11 protein-coding genes and 3 pseudogenes are annotated in these 14,260 nt (G+C 67.1%); 8 read left to right on the top strand and 6 right to left on the bottom strand.

Annotation, left to right across the window (positions count from 1 at the left end; all coding sequences use genetic code 11):
* The first annotated feature begins 15 nt into the window (after window positions 1-15).
* The 8 genes and pseudogenes from ACFQLX_RS03655 to ACFQLX_RS03620 all read left to right on the top strand — a co-directional run bounded on the left by ACFQLX_RS03655 (window position 16) and on the right by ACFQLX_RS03620 (window position 7,664).
* On the top strand, window positions 16-192 hold the full coding sequence (locus ACFQLX_RS03655; RefSeq protein ID WP_365071779.1) for a hypothetical protein: 177 nt from the start codon (window positions 16-18) through the stop codon (window positions 190-192).
* 768 nt (window positions 193-960) lie between these two features.
* The gene (locus ACFQLX_RS03650) at window positions 961-2,592 is read left to right on the top strand and encodes a type I-E CRISPR-associated protein Cse1/CasA (RefSeq protein WP_386411828.1); all 1,632 of its coding nucleotides are present in this window, start codon (window positions 961-963) and stop codon (window positions 2,590-2,592) included.
* The gene (casB, locus tag ACFQLX_RS03645; protein ID WP_386411826.1) at window positions 2,585-3,139 is read left to right on the top strand and encodes a type I-E CRISPR-associated protein Cse2/CasB; all 555 of its coding nucleotides are present in this window, start codon (window positions 2,585-2,587) and stop codon (window positions 3,137-3,139) included. The genes ACFQLX_RS03650 and casB overlap by 8 nt, the downstream gene beginning before the upstream one ends.
* Before the next feature lie 55 nt (window positions 3,140-3,194).
* A complete protein-coding gene (locus ACFQLX_RS03640) occupies window positions 3,195-4,547 on the top strand; it encodes a type I-E CRISPR-associated protein Cas7/Cse4/CasC (protein WP_386411824.1) in 1,353 nt (450 codons plus the stop codon).
* Window positions 4,544-5,443 (top strand): type I-E CRISPR-associated protein Cas5/CasD, encoded by a 900-nt coding sequence (gene cas5e / locus ACFQLX_RS03635; RefSeq protein ID WP_386411822.1) that lies wholly within the window; start codon window positions 4,544-4,546, stop codon window positions 5,441-5,443. The genes ACFQLX_RS03640 and cas5e overlap by 4 nt, the downstream gene beginning before the upstream one ends.
* Complete coding sequence (locus tag ACFQLX_RS03630; RefSeq protein WP_386411820.1) at window positions 5,440-6,189, top strand: type I-E CRISPR-associated protein Cas6/Cse3/CasE; 750 nt, start codon at window positions 5,440-5,442, stop codon at window positions 6,187-6,189. The genes cas5e and ACFQLX_RS03630 overlap by 4 nt, the downstream gene beginning before the upstream one ends.
* A gap of 99 nt (window positions 6,190-6,288) precedes the next feature.
* Window positions 6,289-6,636 (top strand): hypothetical protein, encoded by a 348-nt coding sequence (locus tag ACFQLX_RS03625; protein WP_386411818.1) that lies wholly within the window; start codon window positions 6,289-6,291, stop codon window positions 6,634-6,636.
* A gap of 223 nt (window positions 6,637-6,859) precedes the next feature.
* A pseudogene (locus ACFQLX_RS03620) lies at window positions 6,860-7,664 on the top strand (IS5 family transposase).
* Window positions 7,665-8,053: 389 nt separating this feature from the next.
* Here ACFQLX_RS03620 and ACFQLX_RS03615 read toward each other — a convergent pair.
* From ACFQLX_RS03615 to ACFQLX_RS03590, 6 genes and pseudogenes are all read right to left on the bottom strand, one after another.
* Window positions 8,054-8,230 (bottom strand): annotated as a pseudogene (locus ACFQLX_RS03615) (DUF255 domain-containing protein); the annotation flags it as partial.
* 126 nt (window positions 8,231-8,356) lie between these two features.
* Window positions 8,357-10,630, bottom strand: a complete 2,274-nt coding sequence (locus ACFQLX_RS03610) for a tetratricopeptide repeat protein (protein ID WP_386411816.1) — start codon at window positions 10,628-10,630, stop codon at window positions 8,357-8,359.
* A 178-nt stretch (window positions 10,631-10,808) separates the two neighbouring features.
* On the bottom strand, window positions 10,809-11,156 hold the full coding sequence (locus ACFQLX_RS03605) for a Fic family protein (protein ID WP_386411814.1): 348 nt from the start codon (window positions 11,154-11,156) through the stop codon (window positions 10,809-10,811).
* A pseudogene (locus tag ACFQLX_RS03600) lies at window positions 11,153-11,386 on the bottom strand (Fic family protein); the annotation flags it as partial. The gene ACFQLX_RS03605 and the pseudogene ACFQLX_RS03600, both read right to left, overlap by 4 nt.
* A 233-nt stretch (window positions 11,387-11,619) precedes the next feature.
* Window positions 11,620-12,831 (bottom strand): pyridoxal phosphate-dependent aminotransferase, encoded by a 1,212-nt coding sequence (locus ACFQLX_RS03595; protein ID WP_386411813.1) that lies wholly within the window; start codon window positions 12,829-12,831, stop codon window positions 11,620-11,622.
* Between the two features lie 80 nt (window positions 12,832-12,911).
* A complete protein-coding gene (locus ACFQLX_RS03590) occupies window positions 12,912-14,153 on the bottom strand; it encodes an alanine racemase (RefSeq protein WP_386411811.1) in 1,242 nt (413 codons plus the stop codon).
* Window positions 14,154-14,260: the final 107 nt, after the last annotated feature.

Below are 14,260 nucleotides of genomic sequence, written 5' to 3'. Positions count from 1 at the left end.
ACAGAAGGACGTACCATGTCGCAGCTCCCCGAACTCCTGCCCTACACCCTGCTCTTGAGCGGAACAGCCGGTCTACTCTATGTGGTCGCCCTGCTCGCCGTGGCCCTCGTCTCCGTCCTCGCCTCCGCACAGGATCGCCGCAAGGACGCGCGGACGACGCTCAGCATCCTTGTGCGTCGGCGACCGCGTTGAGGGTGGGGAAGGAGTCCGATGCCGCGCGCACCGGTGCTTGTGGCGGGGCCTGATCACGTGGAACGAGTGCGTGGCTTCGAGCGGGAACTCGGGTGCTTGAAGTGCGCTTCATTGGAGCTACTGCTTCACCACCATGGATGGCTTGAATTCGTCTACCCGGAGCGGGCTTCATACGAAAAGGTCTTGTGCAGCCCCCCGATGCGGAAGGGCGGAAGGAGTGTCATGGGGAAAGCAGGACGCAAGTGGCTGGGGCACCGCAAGGAGGAGCTGTTCCTCATCGTGGTAGCCGGAGTGGTCAGCGCAGTCATGGCCAACGCGGTCGACCACCTCTGGTAAGCGACCGTTCTCGACGCAGCCTACGCGTCGAGAACGGTCGGCCCCAGCAGTGAGTGGTCCCCGTTCCGCACGCACGGGGCGGGAACCACTCTTACTTCGCCGGTCTCCTGGTGAGGTACTGCCAGGGGCGCCGATACATCGGCAACTCCCGAGTTTAGACCTTTGCGCAGACGCCATCCGGCCGGGTGATCGAGTGTTTGAACCAGCAAGGACCATCAAGGTCGGCTAAGCGTTTCCCGCTCGTCGCGGGAGTGGCCCGTCGGGAGCCTGCAGAGCTCTGGAATGGGCTTTCCCCGCGTGGGCGGGGGCATCCCGTCACTTCCGGTCTCCACGGACGGGCCCGGAGTGCGGCCTGATGGCGGGGACGCCGCCCTCGTCCGAGCTGCCACCTGTTGGTTTTCCGGCTATTGAACAGAAGGAGGTGGCACAGACTTGTCCGAGGCCCGACCGCCGATTCCCGCCAGACAGCACGTCAGCTGGGACCCTCGCTTGCAGCCGTGCATACCCGCCGTCGACCTCGACGGGGCGACCGCGCACCACTCCCTGAGCGCGGTCTTCAATCGGGCCGACGATCTGGCCGCCCTTGACTGCACCTCGCCGGGTGAGACGGTCGCCGTCATCGAATACTTGTTGGCCATCTGCTTCGCCTCCGGCACCTGTCCGTCCTCCGACGAGGACTGGAATGCCTGGATCCTTGGCCAAAGGCCCCTCACACCGGCCGCCGAGTGGCTGTTGAAGCAACCAGCGGACTCCTGGGACCTGTTCCATCCCACGCATCCCCTGGCCCAGAATTCAGACTTGTCGAAGGATCTCCGCAAGAGCGGCACCGGAACCGCTCAGCTGATCATTGAGCACTCCGGTGACTACAACCAGCACTTCGACCACCATCATCTCGAACGCGACAACCCTCTCCCGGCAGCGGACGCGTTCCGCGCCACCCTCACACAGCATGTCTACGGCCCTTACGGACGGGCACGCATGTCCGGGGGGGAGCTCGGCGCCAGGGTCACCAATCTCGCGGCGGGCCGTCTGACGGGCAGGATCCGAGTCGTTGCCCTGGGGGGAACGCTCGGCGAGACGCTGCGCCTGAATCTCTATCCGCCCGAGGGGCCGGGACAGTCGCTCAACACCTCCTGGACCACGTCCGTCCTTGAGCAACGCAGGTTCGAAGAGACACGGAAGCCCCGGGCACCGCGGAGCTCCGCGGACCTGCACAGCACCCTGGGGCGTTCCGTACTGCTGCGTCCAGCACACGGTCCACACGGGCAGCTCATGGTCGACCGGGTTCTGATCGGCGCCGGTGAGGTGCTGGATCTCGACCCGGCGCGTCATCTTCAGGACGCCGTGTACAGCACGACGACGAACGGCGTGTCCAAGCCTCTGTGGCCCTCGCCCAGCCGGGCCCTCTGGCAACAGGCCCATGCTCTGTACGGCGCCGTCAACGACGGCCGGGGAGGGATGTACGCGCGGCTGCGGTCCCTTCTCCCGTACCGGCGACGGGAGCCGGATGGGGGGGACCCGGAAACGCAGCAGGGTGCCCCGTACCATCTCTGGGCTGTCGGCCTCCTGGCCAACAAGGCGCTCCCCGTCATCTGGACCCACGGCGCTTACCCCTATGCCCCGGGCATGGCCGCGCACCTCTACCGCGCTTCCCGCCGCGGCTCGGACATCGCCGAATACCTGGCGCAGACCCTCAAGAACGCGGCGATCGTGGCCGCGGAGACCGCGTTCCCCGCCATGAGGGCTGCGGACGAGGTCGGCCAGGTGGCACGTCTCGATGCCCGGTACGACTTCTGGCCAGCAGCCGAGGACCCTTTCCTCAAACTGCTGGACGAGGTGGTCGACCAGGGGTTCGAGGACGACGACCCCGTCTCCGCTCCCTTGGTCGCCTACGCGCTGGAGTTGATGATCACGGCTCGCACCCGGTTGCTCCAGCTCCTCGACACCCTGCCGCCCGGCGACCGCTACAACCGAGCGCGAGCTCGGGCCGTACGGCTATTCGAGGAAGCTGTGTCCGGCGGCCGGGCGCCGGCCGAACTCCGAGGGGAGACAGCACTTGTCTGAACAGGATCCGTCGGCCGGTACGGGAGCGTCCGACCTCCCGCACGACAGCGCGGCACTCACCACTTGGCTCACCACCCTCGTCCACAACCGTGAGTACGGGACGCTCGCCGAACTCCGCCGGTCCCGGGTTCGAACCAACGCGCACATCCGCGCAGGCTGGTACGGAGGCGACGACCACCGTGACCTCTTCGAGCGGGTGGCCTTCCTGTTCGCGATCTACCACCAGGGGTGCCCTACACCCTCCTACGGCCACGGCAGCCTCGGCGCCGCGGCCCGCAGGATCGGGGACGGAACTGGGCGCGGGCCGGACAACCCCGGTGCTCAGCGGCTTCTGGACCGTGTCGTCGCGAGCCGACGCGTGCCCTGGCGGCACCTCCAGCACGCGATCACTCGGCTCCGCTCCTGCGAACAGCCTCCACCGTCCTGGGCCACCCTGACCGAAGACCTCATCCGGTGGAACGACCGTAAGGCGCGCATCGCCTACGAGTGGTCGGTCCATTTCCACACCCCTCCGGGAGCAACCGGGAAACGGGGAACCAATCCATGACGCGAGCGACTCCTCCACCAGCGATTTCACCGACGACTCGAAGGGACACCATCTCGTGACCGAGCCACCTCGGAGCCAGTTCCTCTCCTTGCATCTCATCGAGACCCTGGCCGCCGTCCTTCCGGTACGTGACGAGAACGGGCAGCCCAAGTCCCTGGTCTTCGGGGGTGTGGAACGCCACATGATCACGAGCCAGGCCCGCAGACGTGCCGAGCGGGTCCACGCCCGCAACCGGGCCAATGCCGGTTTGGGGGAGCTCAAGGGACGAAGCATGGGCGTCCGTACCCGGGAGTGGGCCCTTCTGGCCGCACGTGAACTTGAGTCCCCCCACGGCTGGCACCGGGACAGGGCGCTGGTCACGGCCCGCGCGGTGATGGAAGCCAGCGGTCTCAAATTTGGCGATCCGAAAAAGAAGACCGTGGCCAATCTGACCAAGGTGCTCATCTTCGCGCCGTCTGACGCCGGAGCGAAGATCGCGCGCCACATCGTCGACCGGTCGGCGGAGGTCGAGGAGTGGCGCGACGCCTACCTCGAAGCCCAGGCTCGTATCGAGGCGACGAAGAAGACGCGCCGCGGGGCGAGGAGCAAGGACGCGGCAGAACCGGATGCGGAGGAGACCTCCGTGGAAACTGTCAGGGCCGTCGCCCTGCCGTCGCTGCCCAAGGCCACCCGCGACGCAGTTCTGCTGGCCCTCGCCCCCCGGGACGCCGTGGACATCGCTCTCTACGGTCGGTTCCTCGCCGAGATCCCCGACTCGCCCAATGTTGACGGTGCCGTCCAGACGGGACATGCCTTCACGGTGCACGAAGCAGAACAAATCGAAGATTTCTATGCAGCCGCCGATGACGCAAAGCTCGATCGCAAACGCAATGCTCTCGATTTCCTCGATGCCGCGGACGATGCGGGCGCGGGTATGACCGGGTACCAGTCCCTGATCTCCGGTACCTTTTACCGGCACGCAGCCCTCGACCGTAAGCAGCTTCGCGTCAATCTGAGGGTTGCCGGAATGGACGAGGTCGAGGCCGAACAGGTGGCGTCCGATGCCGAGAAGGAGTTCGTGAACTCCTTCGTGGAGGCATTTCCGGAGGCGAAGAAGAACTCCACCGCGTCCACAGGATCGCTGCCAGCGCTCGTCCTCGCCTTCGAAGGGGAACGTCCCTACAACTACGCATCCGCCTTTCAGAGGCCGGTCGACGAGGGGCCCCTGTCGACCGGCGGGGAAGGACCGGCGGGACCCGCCGCCGTACGCAGACTGCTGCGCCACCACACCTTCGTCAGCCGCCGTCGCGGCGATCTACGCACCACGCGGTTGCTCACGTACGACCCCGAGATCGATCTGCTCCTGGGAGAGCTGGAACTGCCGGAGTCGCTGTCCGTGGTGCAGCGAGCCGAGGACCTCGCACCGTGAGCGGCACGAACGCCTCGCACGTCCTCCTCATCCGGTTGGCCGGCCCCCTGCAGTCCTGGGGCATCGCCGGCAGGTTCGCCCGTCGCGACACGCACAGTCGTCCGACGAAGTCGGGCGTGATCGGCCTGTGCGCCGCAGCCCTAGGACTGCCCCGGGAAGAACCCCTCGGGGAACTCGCCGAGGTGCGTTTCGGAGTGCGGGCCGACCGGCCCGGCACGTCGCTTCGCGACTACCACACGGTTGGCGGCGGAAAGTATCCGCTGCGTCCGCGAGACCTGATCACCGACCACCAGCGAGCCGCCAAAGCAACCACGGACCCACTGCCGGCGTCGTCGCCGGACAACGCCCTGCAGCCCGGTCCGTTCGGACGCACCGAGCTGCATGCCTGGTACGGCTCACCGAAGTACGTCATCGCCGACCCGAGGTCAGGAGGGCTCGTCTCCAGAGAGGTCCGCCGCCACAGCCTGATCACAGAGCGCTGGTATCTCGCCGACGCCGCCTTCCTCGTCGGTCTGGAGCATCAGGACAGAGCTCTCCTGGAGCGCGTGGCCCACGCCCTGGAGTACCCGAAGCGGCTGCTCTGGCTCGGCCGCAAAGCCTGTCCGCCGTCGGGTGACCTCGCCGTCGGTATCGCTCCGGGCTCGCTCAAGGAGGTCTTCGAGACACACTCCCTGCTTCCCGATGCCGTCGGCCCCGAAGCCGAGCCGTCGGCAACCGCGCAGCGCAGACGCCCGTGGGCTTGGATTGAGAGCAGACGGCCACTCCCCGGCGTCGGCCCCCTGTCCGACCAACCCGTGCAATTCGGAGCGGACGGAGGGACTCACAGCCTCCGCTGGGAGACCCGCTACCGCATCACCATCGCCGCACACGCCCGTGGATGGGACATCATCCTGTGAACACAAACATCACTGCGGCGGACGTATCGTCGGGCGCGGGTCGGGCCGCCAGATTCGTCGCCGCGCAGACTCTACTGACCCTGGACGCCCGGCATCCCTTCGTCGGCAAATCACTCATCGACGCACAGGACATGCACCGGACCGTCATGAGCGGCTTCCCCGGCTGGGTGGACGACGGCAGCCCGGACCCTCGTGCCCAGATGGGCATCCTGTCGACCTGGACCGTCGACCTCCGGCAGGCGCGGCTCAACTTGGTGGTCCAGTCGTCACTCCCCGCCGACTGGAGCGGCATTCCCGGTGCGGCGCTGACCGAGAGGCCGGAGCTCCTGACCGTCGATCGCACCTTCCGCCTCGGCGACCGGGTCGCTTTCCGCACGATCGTCAATCCCGTCCGCAGCATTCCCCCTCCGCCAGGCTCTCCGCCGAAGACCCGGGGCACCCGCGTCCCCCACACACGCCCCGAACACGTGAAGGGATGGTTCACGCGTCGTCTCCAACCACCCGGCGAACCTGCGATCGCCCCGGACGGTGTCACCCGCATCGGAGCCGACGCCGATACCGATCGGATCGCCGTACGCATGCTCCCGAACGTCTCGAGCCCAGCTCCCCATAAGGGACTGCGCATCGCTCGTGCGGAGATCAAGGGAGCTCTCACAGTCACCGACCCCGCGGCCTTCGTCGCGGCCCTTGCCCAGGGCATCGGCCACGCACGCGCGTACAGCTGCGGGTTGATTCTCGTACGCTGAACCATTGCGAGAACGGCGCGAACCGGACGGCCGCTCGCTCGGACGGACGGCTCGATGTCCCGGAACGGCAGGCCAGGGTGCGACGGCACCGAACCTGCCGTGCGCTCAGGCTTGCGGCTGAACAGTTTTGAGCATCTGCAGAGCGACCTGGATCTCCTCGACCGCACTGGTGCAGTCATTGCCACTTGTGTGGAAGCGCATGGTCTCGTTACGGGTCTTTCGAACCCGGTCCATGCGTTCGGCGAAGATTTGCTGCGGGAACTGTCAACCTATTTCCTGCCAAACGTCATTCCGCTTGAGCAAAGCGATGTAGTCGGAAAAATTCATGCCCTACTCGGTGAGCTTGACGATTCTTGCGGGATCGCCGGGGGGGGCCGTATTCACCATGAATCTCCTTCACATGCATCAGCATCGATTATTCAGAACGATCCGTCAGAAACCCGATGACCCGCGCGTTGTCCTGGATGTGGGGTGCGCCCGTTGGGTGCGGGGGGCAACTTGTGACATCTTGTCAAACGCCGCTGGTCAGTGAGGTCGCTGCAACTCCGGTCAACGTGTAGGTGAATAGGCGAGGTTGACCGAACCTTCAGAGCTCGTAACACGATCATGCTGTTCGGTGCTGGTCGGGCGTGACCGGTAGGACGATTGGGCCGTTCGTGATGGTGTGAGTGTGAAGCCGTGGGTCGTGGGCGACGAGTTGTGGGCACAGATCGAGCCAGTACTGCCGCCGTGGCCGGAACGGTCGCCGGGCCCTCGCCCGGTGTCGGACCGGCTGTGCCTGCAAGGCGTCCTGTTCGTGCTCTACACCGGGATCCCCTGGCGGCAGCTCCCGTTGGAGCTGGGCTTCGGCTCCGGGCAGACCTGCTGGCAACGCCTGGAGCGCTGGCAGGGCACGGGCGTCTTCGACCAGCTGCACCGGATACTCCTGGCAGAGCTGAACGCGGCCGGTGAGCTGGACTGGAACCGCGCGTGCGTGGACGCCTCCCACGTGCGCGCGAAAAAGGGGAGCCGCGACGGGCCCGTCGCCGGTCGACCGCCGGAAGACCGGCAGCAAGCACCACCTGATCTGCGACGGCAACGGCATCCCACTCAAGGTCACCACCACCGCAGGCAACGTCAACGACATCACCCAGACCCTCACCCTGGTCGACGGGCGTCCCGCCCGTCGCCGGCCGGGTCGGCCACCCCCGCAAGTGCCCCGACGCGCTCCTGGGTGACAAGGGCTACGACAGCCAGGCCGCGTCCGCCGGGCCCTGCGGCACCGCGGCATCCTCCCAGCGATCTCCCGCCGCGGCCACCCGGACATCCACGGCCTGGACACGCTCCGCTACGTCGTCGAGCAGACCCTCGCCCTGCCCCACCAGTTCAAACGCCTCGCCGTCCGCTGGGAACGCCGACTCGACCTCCACCAGGCCCTCGTCTCACTCGGCTGCACCCTCATCTACTGGAAACACCTCAAGAAGACCGCACCATGATCGTGTTACGAACTCTTAAGGTCTCCCGGCGCCTTGCAGCCTGACAGGTCACCGATCTCGGGCCAGCCAGCGATCGTCAAGCCTTCGGAGAGGGAGGTAGTCTCTCTCGTCATCCGCTCTTGTGCGCACCATCCAGGCCCGTACAGCACCCACGTCGTCCCCCGAACCTGTCGTAACTGAATATCGAAGTGCGATTCGTCGAGCCTGGCTCGGGGTTCCCGATCATGAAACGCGGGTCATCACTCGACTCGCAACAGCCACACGCATGAACAGCCTCGCGGTGTAATAGAGCTTGTCCTGCACTCTGGATATGAAGTCGATCCGAGCCGGAACCACTGAGAACACCTCCGTGTCCATACCCACCGAGTTGGTCAGCGAGCTCCGCTCTCGCACCAGCCGCCGTGGCTTGTCCAGCAGTGCCAGGCGGAGTACCCGACCGACAGCAGAACGGGGACGTCGCGCTGTCTCGCTTCCTCGAAAGCCTCCGGCGTCCAGGGCCACCAGTCGACCGGGTTGTCAGCGTGCTGAAGCAGATACGGCGAGGTCGCGCCAGCTAGCCGGTTCATGCGAGCCGGCCTCTCACAAGGGTTCCCGCGACCGGTGAAATCCTCACGGCCCGCCACGGCCGACTGAATTGCACCCACGGGCCATCATGTGAGGGGCGGCCCCCTCCTCTCTGAGTCGGCGTCGACCTATCGGTGGAGGTGGGCTTCGATCTCGTCCCGGACTTTTGTGGCGGCCGCAGGGCGTTGGCCGACATCATGGTCTCGCAAGGCGATCTTGAGGAATTGGATCGCCTCGTCCGGCCGGTTGAGCTCCCGTGCGCAGGCAGCGCGTTGCTCGGCGGCCTCCGAGCGGATCTGGCTGGCCTGCTGGCTGTTCAGCACGCCGAGGGCCAGGTCGAGCTCCTTGGCTGCGGTGGCCGGCTGTTGGAGTGCTCGGTAGACCGTCGCCATGCGCATACGCACCCGCGCCTGGTTGTAGGAGTCCTTGGCCTTGTCGAACTCGGCCAGAGCACGACGGTAGGCGCGGAGGGCCTCGTTGTACTCACCGGCAGCGAAGCGCTCGCGGCCGGTGAGTTGAATGAGAAGCGCGCGGGCCCGGAGCGTATGAATGACATCCGGAGTGCCCTCGGGAACACCATCCAGCAGGTCCAGTGCCCGGCTGATCAGGTCTTGGACCGGACCGGGCGTACCGCGATTCAGATTCAGCAGGGCCATGCCCTCCAGAACGCTAGCCCTGCTGAGGAGGTTGCCCTCGCTTTCGGCCGCGGCAAGCGCGGCCACCAGTTGGCCGTCGGCCTGCTCGAACTGACCGAGGGACATGTGCGCGAAGGCGGCCTGGAAACGCATCCGTGACTCCGCGCGTTTGTGACCGCAGCGTTGGGTGGCATCGATGGCCAGGTATATGCCCGGGAGCAGGACATCGGGGAAGCCGACTTTCAGCTGCAGAGCCCACAGGCCGTCGATCAACTGCCAGGTCGTATCCCACTCACCCAGAGCATGCGCGGTACGGACGGCTTCCAGGAAGTTGGGCAACTCTTGGCGGGCGCCCTCAAGTGCTTCCTGGACAGTGAGCCGACGGTGCTCGGTGTGCGCCCGATTCTTGGCCTCGTCGTACAAGGTGTTGAGGTACCACCGGTCCGGGAGCGCGATGTAGTCGAAGTGGACGGCCAGGCGCAGGTAAGCATCCAGCATTGTGCGTACGGTGCTTTCCTGCCGGTCCGTGTCATGGTCCAGGACGTCGGACAGGTGTCGACGGACGGACTCGCGGATGGTGTACCGCGCTGATCCACAAGACGCTGCAAGGCCGCAGTCCACTATGAGGCTCATGATGCGCTCGGCCTCGGTCTCACTGATTCCGACGGCCTGAGCCACGATCGCGCTGGTGAACGAGGGCCAAGGGCACACGACAAGTGGTATGAGCAACTGTCTTGCTGCCACATCGAGTTGCTGATAGAGCCATCGCACCATCAGCGCCGACGAGTCGCCGTCAGGTACGTCGGCGGCGAGGGTGCGGAGCTCTTCTCCGACCTCTGCCCAGCTGCGCTGCGGATGGCGGCACATGTGTTCACCGAGGGCTTGCAGGGCGAACGGATATCCACCACACAGCCGGATTGCGGTGCGGGCCTTGCGGCAGTTGGCCTTGACGTGCTTCTCGCTGGTGATCGAGGTGACCAACTTGGTCGGATGCCTGCCGTCCAGCGGGCCGATTTCCATCTCCTTCAGCGGTAGTCCGGGCATCGGGCCGTCAGAGGAGACGACCAACGTGTAGACGTTCTCGTCGTCGGTCAGCAGCGGAGTGACCTGCTCGACATCGCTGACATGATCCAGGATCACCAACAGGCGTCTACCGGCGATGTGTTGACGGAATTCTTCCGCGCGCTGGCCGGGGGTGGGCGGGATAGCGTCTTCAGGCATGCCGAGCTTCTTGAGGAACAGGTGAAGCACTTCGCCAGCCGAGATCGTTACGTGCCCCGATCCGCGTAGGTCGGCGTACAACTGACCATCGGTGAACAGATGTTTGTGCTGGAAACCGAATGCGATGGCGCAGGAACTTACTCCCACACCCATGGGTCCGTGCAGGACCGCGCCGCGGCACCCGTGGCCCGGGCGCACGCGTTCCTCCAGGAGGCAGTCGAACACGTGGGTCCGGTTGGTCCAGTACCGAATGCCGGTGGGAAGCATGCGCGGCACCGTGATCTCGAACCGATCCGGGCTGAAGCGACGACTGAAGGTGGCGCCGCACAAGTTCTGAGGCAGCCCCTGGGACGCGGCCCTGCTGAGCTCATCAGACAACCGGATCCGCTCCATGGGGCCCGATGGAACTGATATGCGCCGTTTCAGCAGAGTGTGCCCCAATATGTGGAATTCGTCCATGCCCCGCCGACCGAGATCGGTCACCATGCTCGTAGCCAGTACTCCAAGAGCCGCGCCGAATGCCTCCGGCGATGTCGGATCGATCACGATAGCCCCGTTTCTCGGAAGTTCGACTCCCGGACCATCCGCAGCGGCGTCCGGCACCGATCAGCCTGCCATGCCCTGTCCTTGCTGACTCGGCGTTCCAGCAGGAAACCGAGGCCTACGGAAACGTTAACCAGTCGGCGTCCATTCGGAGTTGCAGGAGACCGCAGAGGAGGTGGGGCTAGTGCGCGTTCGAGGGCCGCCAGCCGACTGCATTCGGGCGCATCGCGCTGCCGGGGGAGGAGAAGAGGATCCCTGTCTCGACCAAGGCGTGCAGCCAGGACGACGCGGTCTGACGTGAGACGTCGCATCGGTTGACGACAGTGCTGATGCGGCAGCACGGCTGCTCGAAGAGGACGGCCAGGAACCGTGCGTCCCGTCCACCCGGGGTGACGGCGCGAGCCCGCTTGGCAATGTCGTCCTGACACGTGCGGATAGCGCCGATCTTCCGCGTCGTCGACGTTGCCGACTCGCGGACGATGTCGAGCATGTAGAGGATCCAGTCGATCCACGAGCCTTCGGCTGTCACCGCTCGCAGGAGTCGGTAGTTATCGCCCGTCCGGGCGATGATCGCGCGTGAAAGATAAGGATCGGGTCGCGCAGCAGGCCGGCCTCGATCAGCATCAGAATGTTGATCACGCGGCTCGTGCGCCCGTTTCCGTCGTGGAACGGGTGGATCGCCTCGAACCGGCAGTGGGCCACCGCCATGCGTACCAGCGAATCAAGACCGTCCCCGGCGTGGACGAAACGCTTCCATGTAGCGAGCTTCTTGCGGGTGAGGTCGGCTCCCTCGGGCGGTGCCTACACGATCTTCCGTGTGGCCGGGTTTGCGATCCGGGTGTCCGGCACTGCGTGAACTGCCGTGTCCCGACCCTGCGGCTCGGAGCAGATTCGAGCAGCCGTCACAGCTGTGAGCGGTCGGTTCCTGATCGATTCGACCCCCGCGAACGATGTCCGCGCGGCGCGTGCTCCACCGGCCGCCGCGACGCCGGCTACTGCGCGTACCCCTCCAGGAAGTGCCCGATGCGGGTGATCGCGTCCGTCAGGTCGTCCTTGTGGGGGAGGGTGACGATGCGGAAGTGGTCGGGGGCGGGCCAGTTGAAGCCCGTGCCCTGGACGACCATGATCTTCTCGGCGCGCAGCAGGTCCAGGACCATGCGGGCGTCGTCTCTGAGCGGGTACACCTTCGGGTCCAGGCGCGGGAACATGTACAGCGCGCCCTTGGGCTTGACCACGCTCACGCCCGGGATCGCCGACAGCGCCTCGTAGGCCGCGTCGCGCTGGGCGAGGAGGCGGCCTCCCGGGAGGACCAGGTCCTTGACCGACTGCCGGCCGCCGAGCGCGGTGGCGACGACGTGCTGGGCGGGGACGTTCGCGCACAGGCGCATGTTCGCCAGGACGGTGAGGCCCTCGATGTAGGAGCGGGCGTGCTCCTTGGGGCCGCTGAGGGCCAGCCAGCCGGCCCGGTAGCCGGCCACCCGGTAGGACTTCGACAGCCCGTTGAAGGTGAGGACCAGCAGGTCGGGGGCGATCACGGCGGTGGAGGTGTGGGTGGCGCCGTCGTAGAGGATCTTGTCGTAGATCTCGTCCGAGCAGACCACCAGGTCGTGGCGGCGGGCGATCTCCGTCAGCGCGAGGAGCATCTCGTTGCTGTAGACGGCGCCGGTGGGGTTGTTCGGGTTGATGATCACCATCGCCTTGGTGCGGTCGGTGATCTTGCTTTCCAGGTCGGCGAGGTCGGGCATCCAGTCCGCGCCCTCGTCGCAGCGGTAGTGCACCGCCGTGCCGCCGGCCAGGGCGACGGACGCCGTCCACAGCGGGTAGTCCGGAGCCGGGACGAGCACCTCGTCGCCGTTGTCGAGCAGCGCCTGCATCGACATCTGGATCAGCTCGGAGACGCCGTTGCCGAGGTAGATGTCCTCGACGTCCAGCTCGACGCCCTTGGTCTGGTAGTGCTGCATCACCGCGCGCCGCGCCGGGAGGATGCCCTTGGAGTCGCCGTAGCCGTGCGCGTCGCCGGCGGCGCGCAGGAAGTCCTCCAGGATCTCCGGCGGGCACTCGAAGCCGAACGGGGCCGGGTTGCCGATGTTCAGCTTCAGGATGCGGTGGCCGGCCGCCTCCAGCCGCGTCGCCTCCTCCATCACCGGGCCACGGATCTCGTAGCAGACGTTCGCGAGCTTGGTCGACTGGATCACCTCGGGCATGCCGTCACTTTACGGGCACGGTCCGGCGTACGCGCGTGGTTGGCGGGGAGTGAGGGGGACCTCACGTGGTCAGAAGGTGGTCAGAAGTACGTCCGTACGAAGTCGGTGACCGTCCCGTCCGCCGCCACCAGCGGGATGGCCTGCCACTTCTCGAAGATCGTGCAGGGGTGCGACATGCCCAGCGCGACCCACTCGCCGACCGCCAGCTCCGTGCCCGGCGCCACGTCCAGCCAGGTGTGCTGGTCGGAGAGGCGGCGCACGCTCAGGCCGGCGGCCGGGCGCGGGCGTCCGTCGCGGCCGCGGACGGTGACCGGGACGGGCAGGTCCAGGTCGTAGGCCAGGTCCCGCTTGCCGGCGTTGACGAACGCCTGGCCCGGCTCGGGTCGGGAGAGGACCTGTGTCCAGATCCGGAAGGCCGGCTCCAGGGTGCCTTCGGCGGGGACGCGGTTGAAGGGGGTGAGGCGGGTGTAGTGCAGGTCGTCGTGGCTGACGTACGCACCCGAGCGCAGGAGTCTCAGCACCGGGCGCGAGAGCGGCGGCAGCGCGGCGAAGACCTCGGCGACCGCGTCGAACCAGGCGCTGCCGCCCGCGCTGACGATGATCTCCCCGGCGTCGGCGAAGAGCCCGGCGGCGTCGAGGTCGGCGGCCAGCGCGGTCAGCCGGGCCAGCCAGGCCCGTACCGACTCACCGTCCGCGCCCGGGACTTCGGCCTCGTAGCCCGCCACGCCGACCAGCCGCAGTGCGGGGGAGGCTGCGGCGGCGCGGGCGGTGGCGAAGCACTCCTGTTCGGTACGGGCCCCGGTGCGCGCCCCCGGACCGCCGCCGAGTTCGACCACGACGTCCAGCGGACGGGCCGTCCCCGCCAGCGCCTGCGCCATCAGGTCCACGCCGGCGGGGGAGTCGACGTAGCAGACCACGCTCAAGTCCGCCTCCGCACACAGGCGTTCGCGCAGCCAGCGCAGGGCCGCCGGGTCGACCAGCTCGTTGGCCAGGAAGATCCGCCGGACCCCGTGGGCGTGCGCCACGCGCACCTGGTGCGGGACGGCGACGGTGATCCCCCAGGCCCCGGCGTCGAGTTGGCGCTGGAAGAGCTGCGGCGCCATCGAGGTCTTGCCGTGCGGGGCGAAGGCCAGCCCGTGCGCGGCGCAGTAGCGGGCGAGGGCGGCGAGGTTGTGCGCCAGCGCCTCGGCGGACAGGGCGAGCACCGGGGTGGTGAAGCCGCCGGTGAACAACGACCGCTGCTGTGCGGCGAGTTCACCGAGCGTCAACCCGTCGGCGTCCGGGGGGAGCCCCTTGAAGCGGTAGTCGACCAGCTCGTCCAAGGCGCTGCTCCCCTGTCGCGGCGACCCGGCCGCCGTGGCGACGGGCCGGGCGCAGGATGCTACCGAGGGGGCGAGGCGGGGGGAAGGGGTGGTTTTCCGGGCGCCTA

This window comes from Streptomyces polyrhachis (assembly GCF_042663125.1).
Lineage (GTDB): Bacteria > Actinomycetota > Actinomycetes > Streptomycetales > Streptomycetaceae > Streptomyces > Streptomyces polyrhachii.
This window is presented reverse-complemented; position numbering and strand designations above follow the sequence as displayed.

What these genes read in the sequence shown, in the direction of transcription:
- ACFQLX_RS03595 (WP_386411813.1), bottom strand. Translation starts at nt 12,831, where the DNA reads ATGCCCGAGGTGATCCAGTCGACCAAGCTCGCGAACGTCTGCTACGAG.
- ACFQLX_RS03655 (WP_365071779.1), top strand. Translation starts at nt 16, where the DNA reads ATGTCGCAGCTCCCCGAACTCCTGCCCTACACCCTGCTCTTGAGCGGA.